Annotated in this window: 16 protein-coding genes and 3 pseudogenes; 6 read left to right on the forward strand and 13 right to left on the reverse strand. The window is 70.0% G+C overall.

Translation table 11 applies throughout. The features are described 5' to 3' along the window. Positions 1 to 137: 137 nt before the first annotated feature. Genes BKD26_RS26195 through BKD26_RS26210 form a run of 4 tightly spaced genes read right to left on the reverse strand, consistent with a single transcriptional unit; the run spans position 138 to position 4,839 of the window. Entirely contained in the window at positions 138 to 1,388 is a 1,251-nt protein-coding gene (locus BKD26_RS26195) for an MFS transporter (RefSeq protein ID WP_179166706.1), read from the reverse strand. Next, the gene (locus BKD26_RS26200; protein ID WP_084902793.1) at positions 1,385 to 2,332 is read right to left on the reverse strand and encodes a cupin domain-containing protein; all 948 of its coding nucleotides are present in this window, start codon (positions 2,330 to 2,332) and stop codon (positions 1,385 to 1,387) included. The genes BKD26_RS26195 and BKD26_RS26200 overlap by 4 nt, the downstream gene beginning before the upstream one ends. A 27-nt stretch (positions 2,333 to 2,359) precedes the next feature. Continuing rightward, the gene (locus tag BKD26_RS26205; protein ID WP_084902795.1) at positions 2,360 to 3,655 is read right to left on the reverse strand and encodes a TfuA-like protein; all 1,296 of its coding nucleotides are present in this window, start codon (positions 3,653 to 3,655) and stop codon (positions 2,360 to 2,362) included. Continuing rightward, a complete protein-coding gene (locus BKD26_RS26210) occupies positions 3,652 to 4,839 on the reverse strand; it encodes a YcaO-like family protein (RefSeq protein ID WP_179166707.1) in 1,188 nt (395 codons plus the stop codon). The genes BKD26_RS26205 and BKD26_RS26210 overlap by 4 nt, the downstream gene beginning before the upstream one ends. Positions 4,840 to 5,333: 494 nt before the next feature. Here BKD26_RS26210 and BKD26_RS26215 point away from each other — a divergent pair, with 494 nt between their 5' ends. Beyond that, entirely contained in the window at positions 5,334 to 5,600 is a 267-nt protein-coding gene (locus BKD26_RS26215) for a hypothetical protein (RefSeq protein ID WP_084902800.1), read from the forward strand. 111 nt (positions 5,601 to 5,711) lie between these two features. On the opposite strand, the pseudogene BKD26_RS26220 reads toward BKD26_RS26215, so the two are convergent. Further along, positions 5,712 to 6,782 (reverse strand): annotated as a pseudogene (locus BKD26_RS26220) (glycoside hydrolase family 43 protein); the annotation flags it as partial. 599 nt (positions 6,783 to 7,381) lie between these two features. On the opposite strand from BKD26_RS26220, the gene BKD26_RS26225 reads away from it, so the two are divergent. Beyond that, complete coding sequence (locus BKD26_RS26225) at positions 7,382 to 8,440, forward strand: rhamnogalacturonan acetylesterase (RefSeq protein WP_241518844.1); 1,059 nt, start codon at positions 7,382 to 7,384, stop codon at positions 8,438 to 8,440. 405 nt (positions 8,441 to 8,845) lie between these two features. Here the strand turns inward: BKD26_RS26225 and BKD26_RS40910 are convergent, their stop codons facing one another. The 3 genes from BKD26_RS40910 to BKD26_RS26240 all read right to left on the reverse strand — a co-directional run bounded on the left by BKD26_RS40910 (position 8,846) and on the right by BKD26_RS26240 (position 11,793). Beyond that, complete coding sequence (locus tag BKD26_RS40910; protein WP_084902803.1) at positions 8,846 to 9,103, reverse strand: hypothetical protein; 258 nt, start codon at positions 9,101 to 9,103, stop codon at positions 8,846 to 8,848. Between the two features lie 506 nt (positions 9,104 to 9,609). After that, positions 9,610 to 9,984 (reverse strand): DUF4440 domain-containing protein, encoded by a 375-nt coding sequence (locus tag BKD26_RS26235; RefSeq protein WP_241518852.1) that lies wholly within the window; start codon positions 9,982 to 9,984, stop codon positions 9,610 to 9,612. A 99-nt stretch (positions 9,985 to 10,083) separates the two neighbouring features. Beyond that, positions 10,084 to 11,793, reverse strand: coding sequence for an FAD-dependent oxidoreductase (locus BKD26_RS26240; protein WP_084902805.1), 1,710 nt, complete (start codon positions 11,791 to 11,793; stop codon positions 10,084 to 10,086). Between the two features lie 209 nt (positions 11,794 to 12,002). On the opposite strand from BKD26_RS26240, the pseudogene BKD26_RS41580 reads away from it, so the two are divergent. Beyond that, positions 12,003 to 12,212, forward strand: a pseudogene (locus BKD26_RS41580) (transposase); the annotation flags it as partial. 181 nt (positions 12,213 to 12,393) lie between these two features. On the opposite strand, the gene BKD26_RS41585 reads toward BKD26_RS41580, so the two are convergent. The 5 genes from BKD26_RS41585 to BKD26_RS26275 all read right to left on the reverse strand — a co-directional run bounded on the left by BKD26_RS41585 (position 12,394) and on the right by BKD26_RS26275 (position 16,382). Next, entirely contained in the window at positions 12,394 to 12,675 is a 282-nt protein-coding gene (locus tag BKD26_RS41585) for an IMP dehydrogenase (RefSeq protein ID WP_241518845.1), read from the reverse strand. A 426-nt stretch (positions 12,676 to 13,101) separates the two neighbouring features. After that, a complete protein-coding gene (locus BKD26_RS26260) occupies positions 13,102 to 13,890 on the reverse strand; it encodes an ABC transporter permease (RefSeq protein ID WP_084902815.1) in 789 nt (262 codons plus the stop codon). Next, entirely contained in the window at positions 13,887 to 14,879 is a 993-nt protein-coding gene (locus BKD26_RS26265; RefSeq protein WP_107418005.1) for an ATP-binding cassette domain-containing protein, read from the reverse strand. Before BKD26_RS26265 ends, BKD26_RS26260 begins: the two co-directional genes overlap by 4 nt. A 52-nt stretch (positions 14,880 to 14,931) precedes the next feature. Then, positions 14,932 to 15,780 carry a DUF4097 family beta strand repeat-containing protein gene (locus tag BKD26_RS26270; protein WP_084902821.1) on the reverse strand — a complete coding sequence of 283 codons (849 nt, stop codon included), beginning with the start codon at positions 15,778 to 15,780 and terminating at the stop codon, positions 14,932 to 14,934. Positions 15,781 to 15,863: 83 nt separating this feature from the next. Further along, on the reverse strand, positions 15,864 to 16,382 hold the full coding sequence (locus tag BKD26_RS26275; protein ID WP_084902824.1) for a toxin-antitoxin system HicB family antitoxin: 519 nt from the start codon (positions 16,380 to 16,382) through the stop codon (positions 15,864 to 15,866). A gap of 334 nt (positions 16,383 to 16,716) precedes the next feature. On the opposite strand from BKD26_RS26275, the pseudogene BKD26_RS26280 reads away from it, so the two are divergent. From BKD26_RS26280 to BKD26_RS26295, 3 genes and pseudogenes are all read left to right on the forward strand, one after another. Further along, a pseudogene (locus BKD26_RS26280) lies at positions 16,717 to 17,444 on the forward strand (restriction endonuclease). 1,217 nt (positions 17,445 to 18,661) lie between these two features. After that, complete coding sequence (locus BKD26_RS26290; protein WP_084902830.1) at positions 18,662 to 20,035, forward strand: cellulase family glycosylhydrolase; 1,374 nt, start codon at positions 18,662 to 18,664, stop codon at positions 20,033 to 20,035. Positions 20,036 to 21,144: 1,109 nt separating this feature from the next. Then, positions 21,145 to 21,681, forward strand: a complete 537-nt coding sequence (locus BKD26_RS26295; protein ID WP_084902832.1) for a hypothetical protein — start codon at positions 21,145 to 21,147, stop codon at positions 21,679 to 21,681. The last annotated feature ends 28 nt before the right edge of the window (positions 21,682 to 21,709 follow it).

Below are 21,709 nucleotides of genomic sequence, written 5' to 3' on the forward strand. Positions count from 1 at the left end.
AAGTCAACTCGTCGTACGAGAACACCCATGCAGAGTGGTGATCTTCCTTCGCGCTCGCCTTGCCCCATCGGGCATGCAGGGCAGTTCCCCGGCGTGGGTGAACGCCCCCTGATGAGTGGCTGGACGCCGAGCTCGGATCACTGCGGCTCCACGACCTTGTCGTCGGGGCCGGGGTTGGGCTTGCTGGCGTCGCTGTTTCGGGTGGCGACGGCGTACGCGAAGGCCAGGACGGTCAGGGCGGCGGCGGCCATCCAGAGGGGCGCGCGCAGGCCGAGGGTGTCGGCGACGAAGCCGCCCGTGAGGGCGCCGAGGGGGACGGCGGCCATGGAGAAGGTTCGGTTGGCACTGTTGACGCGGCCCAGCAGCTCGGCGGGGACGAGGCGTTGGCGCAGTGTGACGGAGAGGACGTTCCAGACGGCGAAGGCTGCTCCGGTGCCACCCCAGGCGAGGGCGGCCAGGGCGGGGTGGGGGTGGACCGCGAGGGCGAGGTCGAGCGCCGCGGTGACGGCGATCGCGGCGATCTGGAGGGGGCGGCGCTCGAAACGGCGTACGAGGGTCGGCGTGAGCAGGGAACCGGTGACGCCGCCGATCGCGCCGATGGCGAGCATGATGCCGTAGCCGGTCTCCGACACACCCATGGGGCCGCGGGCCAGCAGCACCAGGGTGGCTTCCCAAGCCATGGTGAAGAACGTGAGCGCGGAGCCGGTCAGGACGATCGTGCGGATGAGGGGGGCTCGCCACAGCCAGCGCATGCCGGCCGCCGCGTCGGTGACCACCGTGCGGACGACAGGCCCACGGGGTGGGGACGGTGGCTGGAAGGTGCGGATGCGGATGAGCAGGAGTACGCCGAGGGCCATGGCGGCGGCGTTCAGGCCGAAGGGCAGGACGGGCGAGGCGGCGAAGAGCAGACCGCCGAGGGCTGGGCCCGCCAGGTCCTGGCCGACGCGTTCGGCGGTGATCAGGGCGCTGTTGGCCTTCTCCAGCTTCTCGTCCGCCACGACGCGGGGTACGAGGGACTGGGCGGCGTTGTCGTACGCGGCCTCGCCGATGCCCAGGAGGAACGCCAGCACGTACAACAGGGGCATGGAGCGCACGTCGGCCAGCAGGGCGAGGGAGAGCCCGGCGAGTATCACGGTGCGGGCCGTGTTCGCCCAGGCCATGAAGGTCTCCGGTCGGCTGCGGTCGACGAGGGCGCCGATCGGCAGGCCGAAGAGGAACCAGGGCAGGAAGGCGCAGGCCGTCAGGGCGCTGACGGCGAACGGGTCGCGCGTGGTGGCCGCGGCCAGCAGGGGCAGGGCGACGACACGGACCCCGTCGCCCAGGTTGGACAGGGTGGCGGCGGCGAGGAGGCGCGGGAAGCGGGTGTCGCGGGTGGCGGTGGACGTCACCGGGGCGGCTCCTGGCTGAGCGGGGTGCCGGCCAGGGCCGTTGCGAGCCGGCCACGGGGTGCCGGGCAGGGGAGCGCGGCATGGCGGTCGATGATGCGGGTGGCCAGTGCGTCGGTGTCGACGGTGTCGAGGAAGGCCCGCAACGCCGCGAAACGCTCTTTGGCGTGGGCGGAGACGGTGTCCGGGGCGTCGGCGAAGCGCCAGGGGAAGGTCTCGCGCAGGGCGGGCGTGGCGGCGGCAGCCTGGTCGACGAGGTCGTGCAGGACGTCGGCCCACATGGGTGGAGTGTCGCCGCTGAAGGTGATGTGGACGGAAGCGCTGTCGGTGGTCCAGGCGTCGTGGACGACGCCACGTGGGATGTAGAGGGACTCGCCCGGGTGCAGGTCGAGTTCGGCGATCACGGGGGTGTCGTAGTGCTTCCCCGGCTCGGGAAGGGCGCGCGGCCACTGCACCGGGGGCGCCTGGAGGCGCCAGTGCTTGACCCCGTGGACTTGGCGGACGAGGACGGACATGGGGTCGTAGTGCGGGCCCGCGCCGCGCGAGTGGGGCGGGGTGAGGTAGGCGCCTGCCGAGGTGGGAAGGCCCAGTTCGGCGGACAACCGCTCACAGAAGGAGGCGACTTCGGGGCAGTAGCGCACCATGCCGCGCACTACCACGGTCGCCCCGCGTTCCATTTCGCGGAGGACGGCGTGCGGGTCGGCGACTCCGTCGGCCTGGCCCGCGCCGGTCCCGGTGCGGTGGGTGAAACGGGACGCGGGGACGTAGCCGCCGTCGCGCAGCAGCCGGAGGTAGGGGATGCGCAGGCCGCGGCCCACGATCAGGTCCTCGGCGAGGGCCAGGCCGAAGACGTCGTCGAAGTCGCCCAGGCCACGGGAGTGGAGCGGTGTGCTCTCCCAGGCTCGGCGCAGTTCGTCGGTGTCGCTGACGAGGCGGTCCAGCACCATGTCACGTACTCCTGTTTCGGGCGGGGTTCAGCGGTCCAGCAGCCGCAGCCGAGGCGGCTCGGCCAGGCCCAGGTGCGGGGCGAAGCGCACGGCACGGTCTTCGAGGTCCGACACGCCGGTGAAGCCCCGGTCGTAGAGCGTGGGAAGGAGCGCGGCGTTGTTCCAGCGGCGGCAGCAGTGGCGGTGCAGGGCGGCGCGCGAGACCCGCCGCAGGGAGTAACCACGGTCGGTCAGTTGGGCGTTCAGCTGGTCGACCTCGGCGATGAGCTCGCACAGGCGGGCTGCGCCCGGTGTGGCGCGGACGGCGTCGGCGAGGGCCGGCAGCGGTGCCAGGCCGCATGACCAGCGGTAGGAACGCACCAGGGCTCGCGCGATCGTGCGCTCGTCGGTGCCGGCCGTTTCCTCCGTGCCGATCCAGTGCCGAAGGCCGGTGGCAGACAGCAGACCGCGCTGCCGGGCGAGGTCGGCCGCGTAGCGCTCCAGCAGGTGTATGTCCTCGTCGCGCTTGCCGGTGAGGAGCTGGAGGACCGTCCGGTGGTGCAGACGGGGGTAGTCGTCCGCGTAGATCTGCGCTGCGGTGAGGAGGGTGAGGCGGTCGGAGTCGGCGGCGCGCCGCCAGTTCTCCATGTGTACGGTCGTCGGCACGCGGGCGGCCGTGGTGGCGGGTGGTACCGGGGTCCGCGCGAGGCGGGACAGCAGAGCCCGGGCGTCCTGGGTCTTGATGTCCCAGGTGTCCTGCGGGCCGTCGACGATCTCGCGGACCGCCTCGGCGGTCGCCCGGGCCACGCCGTCGGCCTGGTGGAGGATTCCCCGCCACGTGCGTGCGGTGAAGGGAAGGTGGTCGGCGGCGGTCAGCAACCGGGCCTCGTCATCGGCGCCGATCACACGCGAGCGGACCATCCGGCGCAGCGCGACGCGGACCGAGACCAGCGCGACGGTCAGCGGCCGGGAGCCGTCGTCGGCATCGGTGTGGACGAGGGCCACCTCGTCGTCGCGTTCGATCAGCCCCGTGGCGTAGAGCCGATGGACGACGCCGCTGCCGGTCATGCCGTACGGCCCGAGCTCGGCGGCCCGCAGCGCGCCCATGCTGGCCGCCCCGTACACGGCGGCGCCGCGGGCGATGACCTCGCAGATCTCCTTGTGGCGCACCGACGCGGACTGGAAGAACTGCCCGTCCAGTACAACTACGCGGTCCCCGGCACCGGCCGGGCCTGCTGTCAGGTCTCCGTGCCGGACGGGCGGGTGCACCACGGCGTCCGGCAGCAGTACGCGGACGGCCTCGGCGTCCAGTGAGGGTCCGGCGTACACGTGGGTGGTGCTCATCGTGTGTCTCCGTCCGATGAACGGGACCGGTCGGCGCCGGAGCTGACGTTCGTACGGTCGTCGAAGTCCAGGCCGGGTGCGATCACTTTGACCACGGGAATGCCGGTCGGGCTCGGCAGGACCACGCGGATCGGTTCGGTTCCGGTGCGTGCGGCGATGGAGCCGGCGAGGGCGCGGATGTCGGCGTCGAAGTCGCCCCCTGCCGGCGCGTCCCACCATGGTGTCGTCCGGGTTCCGAGGTCCTCCCTGACCAGGGGACGGTCGCCGGCCGTACGGTAGAGGACCGGCGGGAGGTCGTCGCGGGCTCCGGCGATGGCGGTGAGGCGGCTCTGGGCGGCCTCGGTCAGGGCGCGGGTCAGGGCGATGGCCGGGTCGAGGTGGCAGCCGGCGCCGGTGTAGGTCACGGGGTGGGCCTCGGAGCGGATGCGTACCTCGAAGCAGGCGGGTTCGCGTTCGGCCACCACCACGTCGACGGACACCTGGGCCTTGGCGTACCGCTCGAGGAGGAAGCGACAGTCCGTGTCGCGGACGGAGCCGAGGTCGAGGCGGTACCAGTCGGACCGGGGCCGGGCACGCAGCCGGGCCAGCGCGTCCCGCTCGCACAGCTCGGCGAGGGCGTGGGCGGTCGCCTCGGCAAGGGTGTTGCCCGAGGCGAGGCCGTTGCTGGTGGTGCGGAAGAGGGGCGGTGCCCACTCCGCGCGGTAGGTGTGGTCGAGGCGTACGGCGGGCTCCGGCACCGGAGTCGGTTGCCCACTGAGCAGCCCTTCGCCGGCCAGCCAGGGCAGCGGCAGGTCGGCGTGGAGCAGGGAGCCCTCGGCGAGATCGAGGGCGGTGAGCTCATACGGCAGGTCCAGTGCCCGTGCGGTGGACGTGCGTGACGCCGACGGCGGGTTCTCGGCGTGCCAGAGCTCGATGGCCTCCATGGTGGCGGAGACCCGGGCGGCGGCGGGTGTGAGGCCCTTGCCCTGGGAGAGCGACACGGTGCGCGAGGCCGGGCGTACGGCCTGGAAGACCGGGATGCCGATGTCGTCGAGACCGGTCACGTCGGCGACCCGGGTCACCCCGTACCGGGCGAGCTGCGGGCGGATCCGCTGCCAGGTTTCCTCGGGCGGCACCACACGGTGCGTACCGCGCAGGTAACCCTTGGCCGGTGCCTGCGTTCCCTGGTCGCTGATCGCGAGCACGTTCAACTCTCCCGTTTCAAAAACGTGATGGGCGCGGGGCGGAGCCCGCGGACCGGAACGGACTCGGTCGGACGAGACCGCCACCCCGCGCCCTGTTCATGTCGGCAGTGCCGATCAGGTGTGGTGGGCCACGCTCACCACGGTCTCCTCGTCGATCTCCTCGACCTCGAAGACCTCAGCCAGCTCCTCGTTGGAGTACTGCATGTTGCACCTCCTCAATCCATTGGGAGGTCCCCCGTGCGGGGCCCTTGGGGCCTCACTCTGACCTACGAGCGTGAAGATCTGCAAGGATTAAGCTATTGCAAGATTGTCGCAATAAGGTGGCTTGAGCGGCAGGTTGGCTGGGAAAGAGGTTGCTGGCAATCACTGCCACAGCAGTCACGTTGACTGGATGCGGAACGGGCAGCGGCAGCGCCAGTGACAAGGCTGTCCGGGTGTCAGGCGTCCGGATGGAGCGCTGCGGCGAGAGATCTAACGGAGCAGCCCCCTCGCGCGTGGCCACCCTCGACCAGCACGCCACGGAGCTGGTTCTGGCCATGGGACTGGGCGACCGGCTCCTCGGCCCCGATGCACTCGTCGGCGGGTGCGGCCCGACGTTCAGCGAGGCCGATGCACTGCCACCGGACCGGCTCAAGGCCGCGGGCGTCGGCCTTGCCACCGTCCAGTGCAAGGCCGAGACCAAGATCAAGCAGTTGCGACCGGACCCCGTGCTGCGTGACGTGGCAGCGGTGAGGGACAAGCGGTTCATGGTGGTGGACTGACGGGCCTGGGAGCCCTCAGCCCGCGCAACCCGCCGCCGGTGCCGCAGCCGCTGCGGGCGAGGGAGCATGGGGTGGGCGGGAGCAGCCCGCCCCTCAGCCGCCGAAGTGGCGCAGGAGTCGGTCGTACTCCGCCCGGGTCACCGGCGTCACGCTGCCGTGCCGTGGACCGGAAGGCAGGTCGTAGTCCCTGGACGCGGTCCATCGGCCGGAGTTGAGATCGGTGGTCTCGAACGGCACGTACCCGCGGCCGCCGAACTCGTCGATGAACAGGTACCACTTGTCCTCGGTGTTCGACTTGAAGACCGTCGGTCCCTCGCCGCGTTCCATGGCGCCCTTGCCGATGCAGTCGGCCACGAAGCCGTACGAGGCGGACCGCAGGTTCGCCGACCTCTCCTGGGTGATGAACTTCGAACAAGGTGAGGCGGAGGACGGGTCACGCTCGTCCTTGGTGAAGCGGTGGTACACACCTTCGTGGCTGATCACCGTTGAGTCGATGACCGAGTAGCCAGGGTCGTTCCACACCTTGGGTTCACTGAACGTGCGGAAGTCCCTGGTCGTCGCGTACAGCATCTTGTTGTAGGTGGAGCCGGTGTGGTCCGGGTCGTCCGCGGGGTACAGCTTCGAGGCCCAGAACACCACGTAGCGGCCGATCGTGGGGTCGTAGTACGCCTCGGGCGCCCACGTGTTGCCCGCCGCCTCGGGGGATACCTCGACCAGGCGCGGGCCGGTCCAGCGCACGAGGTCCCTCGACTCCCAGACCACGATCGACCTGCTGCCGGTGCGCTGCACCTCGTCCCAGCTGCCGCTGCTGCCCGCGTGCATACGCAGGTCGGTGGCGATCAGGTAGAATTGCTTGCCGCTGGGGGACCGTACGAGGAACGGATCACGTACGCCCCGCTCGCCGAGTTGCGACGTCAGCACGGGCTTGCTGCCGTTCAGTTCCCGCCACCGCAGGGGGTCGTTGCCCTCGCTGAGCGCCATCCGGATCTGCTCGCCGTCGGCCGTCGCTTCGCCGGTGAAGTAGGTGAAGAGGTAGCCGGCGTAGGCGGGGCGCGCCGGATCCTTCAGGCGGTGCCCTTCGTGCGCGGAGCTGGCCGGCGCGCCCTGGACGTGGGTGTACGCCACCAGGGCGAGGAACGCGAGGAGTGGGACGAGCGGTGTGCGGGCGCTGCGAGATCGCATGACACATCCCGAGGTCGAGGGCTCCCGGCAAATTTAATGGATTCAATCCGGGAGAACGTCCGGGCATTGTGGCCAGGTGACTCCCCGGGCGTCAACGTGGCCGAGGCCGGGTCCCACGGTGCGGATGTCGCACAATCCCCTTGCTGCACAAGGGTTGACCGGTTGATGAACTGTTGGCAACCTGCCCATGCCCCGGCATGTGCGTTTCCCGCTGCCGAGGTACCCCGACTCCTGCTGCTGCAGCGGTCGAGTGCCGTCGCATGATGAAACGATTCATGCCCTCATGGGAAGACCGGAGGCAGGTATGTCCCCAAGACGTGGCCCAGGGGGAAGAGGGACCCGACGGTGGTGCGCAGCGATCCTGGCCGGGGCAGCCCCTGCTGACGGTCCTCGCCGGTACGCCGGCACCCTCGGCGTCCGCGGCCGACACCGCCCGGCTCCGGGCCTTCCAGAGCTGCCCACGGTGACCACACCGTCTCCCTCGTCGCCCGCGGCGCCGGAACGAGGACCCCGCCCCGCGCCGAGCATCGGCTACAGCGGTCGATGACGCGCGCCACGTCCCCGAACATCTGCGAATCGCTCGTACCGAAGGAGCACGTATGAAACGCACCGCGATGCTGGTCGCCCTGACGTTCACCGTGGGCTGCCTGACCACCGTGCCGGCCGGCGCCCTGCCCGCACACGGCGGCGGAGACGGAAACGGCCTCGGCCACTGCACGGGCACGGCGCCGGCACCCGTCGTATGCCACTTCGACGTCGAGCCCGGCACCTACGACGTCTCCGTCACCCTCGGCGGGGAGGCGGCCGGGAGCACCGCGGTCCTGGCCGAGGCCCGGCGCACCATGCTGGCCGAGACCGTCACCGCACCGGGACAGCGCGTCCGCCGCGGCTTCACGGTCAGCGTCCGCAACCCGGAAGGAGAGCCCACCGGACCCGCGGGCGCCCCCGGCCTCGATCTCACCTTCGCCGGGGCCGCGCCCGCCGTGACCGAGGTCAAGGTCACGCCGGCGCCGCGCGCTCGCAAGATCCTGCTCGTCGGAGACTCGACGGTGTGCGACCAGCCGGGGGAGCCGTACTCCGGCTGGGGCCAGCAGCTGCCCCAGTACCTGAAACGCGGCTTGGCCGTCGCCAACTACGGCGACTCCGGCGAAAGCACCGTCAGCTACCTCCAGAACCCCGCGCTCTTCCCGACCGTCCAGCCGCTCGTCCGCCGTGGCGACCTGGTGCTGGTCCAACTCGCCCACAACGACAAGCAGACGGACAGGGCCACCTACCGCGCCAATCTCACCACGCTCGTCGAAGGAGTACGCGAACGCGGAGGCCGCCCCGTCCTCGTCACGCCCATCGTCCGCCGCTGGTTCAGCGCCGACGGCACCCTGAACAACGGCACCGCTCTGCTGGTCAACGGTCTCGGCGTGGACCACCCGGCGGAGATCCGGGCCCTGGCGACGGAGCTGGGCACGCCGCTGGTCGATCTCACCGCGCTCACCAAGGCACGGGTGGAGGAACTCGGCCCCGAGGCGTCCAAGGCCCTCTATCTGACCGCGGAGAAGCGCGACAACACCCACACCTCGGTGCGCGGCGCGACCGAGTACGCGGGCCTCGTCGTCCGCGCACTGCGCGACCAGCGACTGCTGCCGGAGCGGGTCGTGCGCTGAGCAGCGGAAGAACGGAGAAGCACCGAAGCGCCCCGGTCCGGCCCGCCCGGGGCGCTTCGGTCCCACCGCGTCCAACCGGTGGTCGGGGTCGACGCCGCAGGACCGGCCAAGGTCAAGGGCGCCGCACGGCGCGCAGCGCGGCGGCCGGCACCGCCACCGCGCCGGCACGGTGCGCGGCGCCACCTGCCCTTTACGCGGTGTACGACCCGGTGAGCGGCCGCTCCTCGATGGCGAGCGCCGGGCATCCGCCCCCGCTGCCGGCCACCCGCGGACGGCAGCGCCGCCGACACGGTGAAGCTCCCCGCGGCAGCGGCAGCGGCAGCGGCTCTGGGGCTCAGGGGCTCGCCGTTCGAGCCCATCGAACTGGACATCGGGCCCGGGGACGTACTCGCGTTCCTGGCCGGATCACTCGCCCAGGGCGGCGCGCCGGACGTCGCCGCCCAGCAGCTCACGATCCCGCCTGCGCCGGGCGGGCAGCATCCGGTTCCGGTGCAGGACCTGGGACAAGCAGCCCTCGCCCGCTTCCTCACCGAGCCGCCGGACGACGACGCGGCTCTGCTGGTGGCACGCGTTCGGGCCTCGCCCGAAGGGGCGGTGGCCGCCTGGGAGTACCCGGCCGATGTCGAGCGGGTCGCGGACGCCCGGGCCGAGGCGGTCGGCCAACCGACCCGGTGGGGGCTTGACGAACTCGTGTTCACCACCGAACTGATCGTCAGCGAACTCGTCACCAACGCCATGCGCTACGCCGGCGGTCCGGTACTGCTGCGCCTCATCAAGGACCAGCGGTTGATCTGTGAGGTGTCCGACCCCAGCCAGACACAGCCGCATCTGCGCAGGGCCCGCCTGACCGCCGCGGGAGGCGCGGGCTGTTCCTCGTCGCCCAGCTCACGCACCGCTGGGGCAGCCGTTACACCGTCTCCGGCAAGACAATCTGGACCGAGCAGCTCATCGAGAGGCCGACCCCGGAATGAGGGACTCCGCGTGCGCGTTCAGAGGAAAGGTGTGGCTGTGTTGTCCCATCCGCGCGGCGTCGAGTATCGCAGCGTCGGCCCACGACCAGCACGGCACCAGCCACACGAGCGGCCGAGGAGCCCGTCAAGGCCACCTGGCGTTGTCTTGAGCCGGCGGGAGAGACCCGTTGCCCTTATGGGGCGGCGGGCCCCCTTCGTTCAGTTGGTCGAAGTGGCCTGGTGGAAGTAGATGCGCCAACCCGCTTCCGTCAGACGCCACAGGGAGCTTCGCCATGCTCGGCGTCCGTTGTTGTCAGCGAAGTACGTCAGGTGAACGACACCCGGAGCAAGCACGACCCCTGACATCTCGCTGACCTTGACCGGCGACTCCGGATCGACTGAGCCGGCACTCGTCACGGTGAGGATCGACGTCGCGTCCCACCGGCGGCCAGATGCCCCGAACTCGGTGAACTCCGGGTCCAGCAGCTCCGTGACAAGGACCGGCGAAGCACGCACCTCAGGGTCAAGAAGCCTCACCGGCTGCTTGAACCGGTTGATGCGGTGTTCGCGTTCGGCTGCGAGGTGAACCTGCAGGGCAGGCACTCGCCCCTCTCGAGCCGGGGCCGTCGGCGCGGGGTACGCACGCTCCCAGTGCCCTCGATCGCTCGGGTCCGCAGCCGACCGGACCAGCGATCAGATGAGCGGAACGGAACGGTATTGGCCGCAGTCGAAGAGGTTGGGCAGTCCTGACCGGTACCTGATCTCGTCGAGCTTGTGGAGGAACGTCAGCTCGGGCGGACGGTAGAGCCGCCGGATCCGGCAGCGGGGTGCCGTCGAGCCGTCCGCGTCCAGCAGGGCGTTGACCGCTCGCCGCGCGGACTCGTTGGCGCCCTCCATCGTCGCGAGATCGATGTCTGTGGCAACGTAGTCGCCGGCAAGGAACAGGTTCGGCACCGCAGTGCGGCTCGACGGCCGGTCGTACCACGTGCCCACGGGGTGGATGAGCAGTTGCTCACGGTTGGCCGGTGAGGGTCCGCCGAGGCCGGTCACCGCCGGGTCCATGAACCACGAGTGCAGGTCTCCGTCGGCGAGCACGGGCCGCCCGGTGCCGCCATTCAGCCCTGCCTTGAGCTGCGCCAAGACCTCCCGGCGAACCTCGTCCGAGGTGCACTTGACCGCGGGCCTTCCGTACAGAATCCCCGGCTTGTCCCATGCCGAGATGTCCACGGAGAGGCAGTCGGCCACCTCTCCGTCCCCGTAGGCCGAGCGGAAGTCACGACCCTTCCAGAACTGCGCCTGGCTGACCGAGGTGAGCGCCCACGGCGAGTCCACGTGGATCACGTGCCCGTGCACGAGGGACATTCGGGTACGCAGGTAGAACTGCACGCCGACCATCCAGGCCGTCCGGAGCCGGTCGCAGCGGTCGAGTCGGGGGTCGGCGGCGCGGAGGTCTGCGCCCCACGTGGCGCGGGCGTCCTGGACGGGCATGGCGCTGATGTAGTGGTCGGCGACCACGGTACGGGTTGCTGCGCTTCCCGTGGACCTCACCCTGACGCCTGTGATCCGGCCACCGTCGTAGATGAGTTCCTCGACCGCGGTGCCGAACTCGAACTCGGCGCCGAGGCCGCGAAGATGGTCCTCCCAGGGCGTGATCCACGCCTCGCTGGTCGGCGCATTGAGCACCCGGTCGATCTCACCGTCGTTGCCGCGGCCCAGCAGGTTGTAGATGAACGCCTGGGTGAGGCGGCCGACGGTGCGCGTGCTCGCCACCTCGGCCTGGATGGCGACAAGGTCCCGGGTGATGCCGACGCCGAGCAGTTGCTGATACTCCCGCGACATGGCATCGGCGTTGATGAATTCCCACCACGGCACCACCTCCCACTGCTCGAGCCGCCGGAGCTCGCAGCTGGTGATGTGGACGAGCACGCGGCCGAGGAAGTGGACGACCTCGGAGGGTGGCAGGTTCAGCGCGGTGTCCAGAAGCCCGGCCACACTTTCCACCAGGGCGTGTGGCAGCAGCGACTCCGGAACGGGTAACGACAGCAGCGTACGGACCGGGAACCGTAAGTTCGGACGGCTGCCGTCACGGGCTACGAGGCATTCGGTGGTGTTCACCAGATTTCCGTGGACGCTGCCTGAGCTGTTCGGGTACGGGATTCGGCGCAGTGTGTCCGGAATGTTGCGATAGAACCCCGGGAAGAAACGGAAGCCGTGCTCTCCGGGCAGCGGGAGACGCCCACCGGCGCCGGTGCCCGGCACGCCCATGCTGCGGGCCTTGCCACCCGGTGTGTCATTGCGCTCATACACCGTGACGCGGTATCCGCGTTCGGCGAGTTCGTGTGCCGCGGTCAGCCCCGCGACGCCGCCGCCCAGCACCGCCACCGACCCGAGATCAGGGCTCATGGACACAGCGATGCTCCTTCTCGTCAGTGTCGTCGTCGCGCTCGTGGGCTCGGCCACCGAACGGTAACGCAGCCAACCAGCCTCCAACTGAACCGAGTTGTATGCACGCTGATCTGATCCTGGACCACCTGGTCCTCCGCGAAACCGGGACTCGGACCGGATGTAGGCCAACGGCTTGTTTCATCCGGGTGGCGAGCCGGACGACCACGCGCCGGTTCGACATCGAGCACACCTTCAGAATGATCAAGTGGATCACGGGCTGGACCAGTCCGGGGATCTGAGAACCGGAGGCCCCCGCCGACCGCTGGACCTGTTCGGTCATCGCCGCACACGCCCAGCTCCGCCTTGCCCGCTCGCTCGCTCCCGACCTGCGACGCCCCTGGGAGAAACCGGCCGACCCGAGCAGGATGACCCCGGCCGGCACCGCCGCCCTCCACCCCGCTCTCCACGCCTCCCCTCCACCTCGTGCCGGCCGCCCGCACCTATGCCTGGACCGCCCTGCGCTCCGCCCTCTGACGGCAAGCGGCCCTGCGCCGGCCGACCCTCACCAGGGTCGGGGCACGGGGCCGCTTCGGCCGGGTCGCAGCCCGGGCGGTCGGATCAGTCTCCGGAGTCGATGGTGGGCCGGCGCAGTTGCACTTCGGCGCTGGTCTGCTTGAACGACTCTGCGGACACCGGAACGAGCACCGCGTCGCGGTGGAAGTCCCGCGGGTTCGTCGACCCGCAGCTGATCATCGTTGAGGTGAGCTTCGCCCGGGTCCGTTCCACGTTGTCATACAGGCTGCCGGCGTAGGGCACGTAGCCGTCGACGCCCTCTTCGAAGACCATCCGGCCGCGCTGACCCGTCGCGGGCCGCGTTCTGGGCGCGCCGTGAGCCCTCACCCCAGTACTCCTTGGCCGAGCATGATGATGTCCGCCCCATCGCCATCGCCAGCGCCATGTGCGAGTCGTTGAGCAGGCCACCGTCGCAGCACAGCGGCACGTACTCCCCGGTCTCCTGGGTGTAGGCGTCGCGCGCCTGGACCACATCGAGCAGCGCGGAGGCGCGCCCGCGGCCGATGCCCTTCTGCTGGGGCTTGTGGTGGGACTGGTCCACCTCTGTCTGGGGCCCGGGGTCGGTAACTGCTGGTGCCGGGATGCGGGTGGTGTGTGGGTTCGGTCGGGTGATGTCGGCGGCCCTGACCCTCGGCCCTGGCGCTGAGTCTCGGCCTCGGCCTCGGCCTCGGCCTCGGCCCCGGCCTCGGCCCCGGCCCCGGGCCAAGCCCAGGACCAGGCCCGGGCTGGGTGGGGCGTGTGTGGTGGTGCTGGTCAGTTCGGGTCGCGGTTGAATACCGTCTTGGACCAGGTGTAGCCGAGGGCGGTCATCGCCAGGCACCACGCGACCGCGAGCCATCCGTTGTTGCCGATGTCGGTGCCGAGGAGCAGTCCCCGCAGGGTTTCGATGGCGGGGGTGAAGGGCTGGTATTGGGCGATGGGCTGGAACCAGCCCGGCATGGCGTGGACGGGGACGAAGGCGCTGGAGATGAGTGGCAGGATGATCAGTGGCATGGCGTTGTTGCTGGCTGCTTCGGCGTTGGGGCTGATCATGCCCATGGCGACTGCGATCCAGGTGAGTGCCAGGGCGATCAGTGTCGTCAGTCCGAACGCGGCCAGCCATTCCAGGGCGGTGGCATCGGTGGCCCGGAATCCGATGGCCACGGCGACGGCACCTACGAGAGCCACGCTGGCGACTGATTGCAGCACGCTGCCGATGACGTGCCCGATGAGCACGGATCCGCGGTGGATAGGCATGGTGCGGAAGCGGGCGATGATGCCTTCGGTCATGTCGTTGGAGAGGGACACCGCGGTCCCGACCACGGTTCCTGCGATGGTCATCATCAGGATGCCCGGCACGATGTAGGCGATGTACTGGGTGCGGTCGGCCTCGCCGCCCATGCCCGCGCTCATCACGTCACCGAAGATGTAGACGAAGAGCAACAGCAGGACGACCGGGGTGAGAAGCAGGTTCAGGGTGAGGGAGGGGTAGCGGCGCGCGTGCAGGAGGTTGCGGCGCAGCATCGTGGAGGAGTCGCGCACGGCGAGGGAGAGGGAGCTCATCGGACAGTCTCCTTGGGCTGGTCGGTGCCGCCGGTCAGGGCGAAGAACACGTCGTCGAGGTCGGGGGTGTGCACCGTCAGCTCGTCCGCCTCGATGCCGGCCGAGTGCAGCCGGTTGAGGAGGAAGCGCAGCTCGTGCTGGCTGCCGTCGCTGGGGATCTGCAGCGTCAGCGCCTCGTCGTCGCGGGTGACCTCGCCAACCGCGAGGGCGGCGCAGTGGTACGAGGCCGGGTCGCAGAAACGGAGGCGGACGTGCCCGCCGGGGATCAGCCGTTTCAGCTCCTCGGCGGTGCCCTGGGCTGCGATCTTGCCGTCGTTGAGCACGGCGATGCGGTCGGCGAGCTGGTCGGCTTCCTGGAGGTACTGGGTGGTGAGGAAGACGGTGACGCCGCCCGTGACGAGCTGGCGGATGATCTGCCACATGGTGTGGCGGCTGCGCGGGTCGAGGCCGGTGGTCGGCTCGTCGAGGAAGATGATCCGCGGGTCGCCGACCAGCGTCATGGCGATGTCGAGGCGGCGTTTCATGCCGCCGGAGTAGGTGGAGGCGGGCTTTCGCGCGGCCTCGACCAGGTCGAAGCGCTCCAGTAGCTGGGCGGCGACCCGCCGCCCCTCGCGCTTGGACAGGTGGTGCAGGTCCGCCATGAGGAGCATGTTCTCCTCGCCGGTGATGAGCCCGTCGACGGCGGAGAACTGCCCGGTGACGCCGATCGCGGCACGCACGCCGTCCGGGGAGGTGGCGATGTCGTGGCCTGCGACCTGGGCCTGCCCGCCGTCGGCGGCGATGAGCGTGGACAGGATCTTCACGGCGGTGGTCTTGCCGGCGCCGTTGGGCCCGAGCAGGGCGAAGACGGATCCGGCGGGGATACGCAGATCGATGCCGTCGAGCACGGTCTTGTTGCCGTAGGACTTGCGCAGACCGATGGTGGAGACGGCGGCGGGCGGCTGCGGAACGCCTCCACGCCTGGGCGTGGACATGACAGACGAAGGCATGGAGCCCTCCCGTTCGAAGGGGGAAGTGACTGGGGCGAGTGCGAGGGGGGGCTCAGGGCCTGGCGCGGTGGATGTCGATGTTCCCGTACCGGGTGCGGGCGCGGACCTTGACGGTGTCCTCGGTCTTGTCCGGGGCGTCGGATGCGGTGAGGGTGTTGCGCACCTGGCCGGCGCCGGAGCTGACGTCGAGCCAGGCGGCTGTGCCCTCGCGGACGCCCACCTCGATGGCGCCGTAGGAGGTCTCCAACTGGACGGTGCCGTGGGCCACTTCGCCCACCCGCAGGGTGCCGTGGGCGGTGGTGGCGGTGACCGAGTCCTCGGCGCGCCGGATCTCGATGTCGCCGTTGGCGCCGCTGACCCGCAGCTCGCCGGTGGCGGCGCCGACGGTCGTGGTGCCGTGCGAGTTCTTCAGGACGGCGGGGCCCTGGACGAGGCCGATGCGCAGGCTGCCGGAGCTGGTGGTGATCTCGGCCGGGCCCTCGATGCGGTCCACGGTGATCGAGCCGTGCGACGCGGTCAGCTTCAGCGAGCCGGTCGCATCGAGGCGGACGTCGCCGGCGGAGGTCTTCACGCGGACCTCGCCGAGCTGGCCTTCGCCGAGCACCTGGGCCCAGGCGCCGGTGATGTCGGTGTGCGAGCCTGTGGGCAGTTCGACCGTCACGTCGACGGTGCCGGTGCGGCCCAGGCCGAGCAAATTGCCCTTGGGCGTCCTGATGGTCAGTACGCCGCTCGCGTACGTGACCACGGTCTGCTCGGCCGCCCGCATGTCCTGGTCCCGCTTCGGGTCACGGGGCCGCGCCTGGACGACGGTGTCGAGGCGGTCACCCGCGGTGAACTGGAGGGAACCGGCCTCCACGTGCGCGGTGACCGAGATCGGTTCGGGAGTGTCGAAAGAAGGCATGGCTGTCCCGTCCTGTTGGGTTTTCAGGCCGTCCCCGCTGGTGGGACGTGGTGTGGGTGAAGGAGTGGCGGGTGGGGGCGCGTCTAGCGCACCCAGCCCGTGAAGCTCTGCCCGATGGTCTGGGTCTTCTCCGTCGTACGCGGCCGCATGCCGCCGTCGACCGCGGCCGACACGGCGCGCACCAGCCACGCGTTGACCGACAGGCCCTCGCGGGCCGCGGCCTGTTCGGCGCGGGCCTTGAGGTGCGCCGGCAGGCGCAGGTTGACGCGGGCGGTGCCGCCCTCGTCGCCGTCGCCCGGGGCCGGGCTCGTGAGCGGTTCGACGGGCGCTGCCGGCTCCGCGGGGGTGCCGCCGCCGGTAGGCGGCGGTGTCACCACGAAGTCGGGGTCGAGTCCACGCAGCCGTACGTCGACCGAACCGGGGGCGAGGTCGCGTGTGATCTCGGCCGTCGCGGCGGAGAGCACGTTGAGCATGGCCAGCCGGGCCGCCGACTCCAGGGGAGCGGTGAGCCGCATCGCCAGCTCGCGGGCTTCGTCGCCGCCGGCTTCGGCGGCCACCGCGAGTTCGCGGCGGAGGGTGTCGACATACGGGGTGAGATCCATGACGCCACCATGGCAGCACTGTGGCGTCATATGCAAGCCCAGGCGGCGCCTTGTCTGTGGGTGCGGCCGAGAGCGACCGCTCTACCTGCTGAAACGTCAAGAGGGTGACCTGCATCATTGTGGCGCCATGCAGGCTCCCGCGCTTCTGAGGGCGTGGAATGGCGCCCTGGTGGCGCCGGATGGCGCCAAGTGGTGTCATCCGGCGTCATCGTGTCTCACCTGTGACCGCCGTCATCGTCCTGGCGTTGGGTGTCCTGATAGCTCCCACTGGGGTGGGCGAGGGAATCGCGAACATTCTGGGTCAGCTCGCGAGCGGCGTCACCCAGGCCAGCCGATGAGCTCCCGCCCTCGCAAGGGACGGGCGGCGGCGACCAGGCGCCCGCCGGCGCGGCGGCGCACCCGAGGGCCGGGCAAGCGGCGGCAGCGTGCAGATGACCGGCTGATCGGCCTCCTCGTGGCCGTGGGCTTGGCCGTCGGCCTGGTGGTGGCGGTTGTCAACTGGCTGGCCCACTGGTGGGTGCTGGTCGTCGTCGGCACGCTCGCGGGATTGGCCGGCGGCGCCCGGCTCCACCGGAAGCAGCAGAGAGCGCGGTGGGAAGCGGTCCGCGCGCAGGGCCTGCGCCACGGGCTGTCCCAGCTGGACGCCCTGCACCACACCTGGTTCGAGGACGCGGTACGGGACCTGATGCGCCGTGACGGCTGCACGGACGCGGCCCGGGTGGGCGGCGGGGGAGACCTGGGCGCGGATGTGAAAGCCACCGACCCCTACGGGCGTCGCTGGGTGATTCAGTGCAAGCACCGCCGCAACGGGCTCGCCGGCTCCGCGGTGGGTACGCCGCATCTCCAGGTACTCAACGGCACCGCCCGGCAGGCCACGGTGCCGATGTCGCGGTGATCGTTACCAACGGCAGGGTCACAGCACCGGCGGTGGTCTTCGCCATGCAGCAGCGGCTGCACGTGGTCGACCGCCACACCCTCGGAGTGTGGGCGTCCGGCTCGCGTCCCCTGTGGGAGCTGCTCCGGGCCGTCCCGCCGCCCCGCAAACCGACCGCCCTCTCCTGAGCAGGATCCCTGCGGGAGGCCTGCCGGCCAAGGCTGTCGAGACCCTGCGCTCTGTCCGCACGGGCGTACGGTCCGGTAAGGACGCAAGACGATGTGCATGAGCAACACCCTGCCGATCACCGAAGCGCGGGCCCGGTTCGGATCGCTGGTCCGCCGCGCGTCCGACGCGCTGACCACGGCCGGCCGGCAGCCGTGGGCCGCATCAGGAGCACGCACAGCTCGCTGCCCCGACGACAACGGCGGTCCTCAAGACCGCAGGTCTTGAGGACCGACCCCGCCATCTGGCAGGCCCGAGCGGTGAGACCTTACAGATCATCGTCCCAAGACGGCGCTGGTCACGAAGCACGCTCAGCGATTAACCGGGTTCTCTCAACTCCCTCTCGAGTACGGTCCAGCGTTCCGCAACCCCTCTGACGGCTGGGTACCTCTCCAGCAGTTCCTCGTCCATCAGGGACAGCTCAGTAGCGGCGGTCATCGCGTGGGCGGTGGGGCGATCTGAGAGGGGCAGGGCCCTGGCGCGGTCCTCGTTCGGCATCAGGCCTCCGGTCGTTTGGAACATGCGCCTGGCCTCCCGCGGGGAGCCGGGAGGCGGCGCGGCCTCGCCCAAGCGGGGACCCAGGGCGGGGCCGAAACGGCTACCCGACGGGGGATTCGAGTGCCGTGGGCACAGCATGCACCCGAAATCGGCCACAGGGTAGAGGCGTGGCTGAAATCGACTGCGGGCGGTTTCTGGCCTTACGAGCCTGCCCCGGGAATGGCGACCGTTACGCCGGCCTTGGCCGTGGCAGAGCAGGAGACATGGCCGCGGCGCACAGTCACTACGCGGCGCAGCCACAGCGGACCCCCCGACGGTGCGATCGTCGCACCAGGTCGGTGGGCAGGGAAGCAGGTCCGGGCCCCAGGGGACGTCTTGGCGCGTTCGTGAGAGGGAGATCTCTGATGCTGTGTGGGCGGTGATCTCGCCGGTTCTGCCGCCTGCGGGGGGCGCTCACGGGAGGTGGCGGGATCACCGCCGGCTGCTGGGACATCCCGTTCAAGTTCCGCACGGGCTCTCCGGCTCCGGCGGCGTCCGTCTGAGCAGCGGTCACCCGCACCGCCGCATCTTTCGACGGTCGAATGCCTATACGCACATCGACGCACCGGTGTACGGTCTCGGGCCGATGGGCGTTGGGAGCGCTCCCATCATGCTGTGTCCGCTTCATACGAGAAGGAACGCCATGAAACGCTTTTTGGCCTTACTGGCGACCTGCGCGATGGTCCTGGGCCTCACCGCGCTGGTCAGCCCCCAGGCCGTGGCCGCCACCGGCTGCAAGGTCGACTACACGATCACCAACCAGTGGCAGGGCGGCTTCCAGGCCGGAGTGAAGATCACCAACCTGGGTGCCCCCGTCACCGGATGGACGCTCAAGTTCACCATGCCGGACGCCGGACAGAAGGTCGCCCAGGGCTGGAACGCCACCTGGTCGCAGTCCGGCTCCACGGTCACCGCCGCCGGCGTCGACTGGAACCGCACGTTGGCCACCGGCGCGGCCGCCGACCTGGGATTCACAGGCTCCTTCACGGCTGCCAACCCCAAGCCCACGGCGTTCACGCTCAACGGCGTCACCTGTACGGGCTCCGTCGAAGAGGAGCCCCCGCCCGTGCCGGGCAATGGCACCCCCGTCGAGATCAACGGACAGCTCCATGTCTGCGGCGTGAACCTGTGCAATCAGTACAACCGCCCCATCCAACTGCGGGGCATGAGCACGCACGGCATCCAGTGGTTCAGCAAGTGCTACAACGCCGCGTCACTGGACGCGCTGGCGACGAACTGGAAGTCGGACCTGCTGCGCATCGCCATGTATGTGCAGGAGAGCGGTTATGAGACAGACCCGGCCGGCTTCACCAGCCGCGTGAACAACCTCGTCGACATGGCCGAGGCGCGGGGCATGTACGCCATGATCGACTTCCATACCCTGACGCCGGGCGACCCGAACTACAACCTCGACCGCGCGAAGACGTTCTTCGCGTCCGTCGCCGCCCGCAACGCCGCCAAGAAGAACGTGATCTACGAGATCGCCAATGAGCCCAACGGCGTGAGCTGGGCAGCCATCAAGAGCTACGCCGAGCAGGTCATCCCGGTGATCCGGGCCGCCGACCCGGACGCTGTCGTCATCGTCGGCACCCGCGGCTGGTCCTCGCTGGGAGTCTCGGACGGCTCCAACGAGAGCGAGGTTGTCAACAATCCCGTCAACGCCACCAACATCATGTACGCGTTCCACTTCTACGCGGCGAGCCACAAGGACAACTACCGCGCCACGGTGAGCCGGGCGGCTTCCCAGTTGCCGCTGTTCGTCACTGAGTTCGGCACGGTGAGCTACACCGGCGGTGGAGCGATGGACCGGGCGAGCACCACGGCCTGGCTGGACCTGCTCGATCAGCTGAAGATCGGCTACGCGAACTGGACGTACTCCGACGCCAATGAAGGCAGCGCGGCGTTCAAGCCCGGCACCTGCAACGGCGGCGACTACAGCAGCAGTGGTGTGCTGACCGAGTCCGGGGCGCTGCTCAAGAGCCGGATCAGCACCCCCGACACCTTCCCCACCAGCTGACCTTCGCCGGGGCTCCGGCCGGGCCGGGGCCCCGTCTCGCTGATCGGGACGGATCGGCGGCGTAGCCCGGGCGTAGTGGTGGTCCTGCCACAAGGGCGGGGGAGGTTGGCGGCCACTGATCTTCTCGTGCCCCGTGAGCCGGTTCTCAGGAGGCTGCGGTGGCCTTCTGGATGCGGGGGGCGATGATCTGGGACAGAGAATGGGCGGTGGCCGGGTAGTTGCCCTGCCCTGACAACCTCACGGGAGCGATGGCCGTGCCCATGCACATGGTGAGGTCAAGACCGTCGAGGGCGCCGGCATTGCGGTAGTACGCGTGGCTGGTGACGCCGGCGAGGGGACAGGCCGCCCGGGTACTTGGGCGACCGGGTCACCTCCTTGCCGCACGGCGGTCTCGCCGCTGCCGCGAAGGTCGCTGAGCCGTACGCGATGGCGGTGCACTCCTCGTGTGTATCGAGACCGCACTGTGACGGAGGCTGGGCTGTTCCTCGACGTCCGCACGGCCGTTCTTCGGTGTCCACCCGGCCATCGACGCGGGGTCGGGCAGCGCCGACCGAATCTTCTGCTCTGTGCGTGAAGTTCCCCAGTCGACTGCTGGCTTGCCTGAACCGGTGCCTGTGTCCGTACCGTCTCCACCAGCGGTGGCGAAGGCCGCCGGCCCCACTGGGACCGCCGCCCCGAACCCATGCCGGATCTCAACCGACATTCCCTGCTCCCACCTTGGCTCATCGGACGGCCACCCCCGCCGGGGCGATCGTCAGATGACCCTGGCGACCGGCCCCGTTGGTGATCAAACGAACGTCCAGCCGTTGACTCGGTCACGACTGCTGATCCGTCCTGGGTATCGACCGCTGGGCACTGGCGCTGGCGGCGGACCGACCTGGCCCTGTCTACGTGGTTGTGGGCCTGACCGGGAGGCTGATAGCCGACCAGGTCAGGGAACTCGCGGGGACTGTCAGGGTGGTTGTGGACCATCGCGTTGCGACGCTCGAAGAGAGCCCTTGACCGTTTCGGGGGCAATCGGTGGGATTCGCCGGACTGCAGCCTCATCGGCGGTCTACCGTACGGACATACCGCGCTGCCCATCGCGGGCAGGATGAGGAGGAAGTTCTGTGTCATCGCCCTGTGACCCCCAGCACGCTCCCACCGGCGATGTGAGCGCAGCGCTCATGATGATCGATTCTCGGCTCCAGGCCGTCTACGACGGCAAGACCGGAACCGACCCCGAACATCAGGCGCTGATCGACCAGTTCGCCGCCTCCCTGGGTCCCGGGGGAGTCGATGAGGTACTGGACGGGGCGTGCACACTGATCTTCATGTTCATGAAGTGGCTGCGGATGGCGTACGAGGACCACGACGAGGACGTCATCGCGTGCGTGGTGCCCAACCTCGTGACCACCATGCGCATGATGCCCAAGAGCGTCCCTTCCGAGACCATCCCCACCATGGCCGGCCTGCTCGTCGCCGCAGGCACTGGTTTGAGCCCCAACCTGTGGCGCAAACAGTACGGATACTGGACCGAGGACGAGATGACTCCCCTGGAAGCCACCGTCTTCCTGCTCGCGGAGCACATCAACCGCCTCACCGACGACCCCAACTTCGCCACCCGCCTGATCACCGAGGCTCTGTCCGCGGCGGACGAAGACTGACGGGGACGCATCCTCTCGCGACAGCGCT

Origin of the sequence: Streptomyces sp. CB03238 (assembly GCF_002099185.1) — a bacterium.
In the GTDB taxonomy this organism is placed as follows: domain Bacteria; phylum Actinomycetota; class Actinomycetes; order Streptomycetales; family Streptomycetaceae; genus Streptomyces.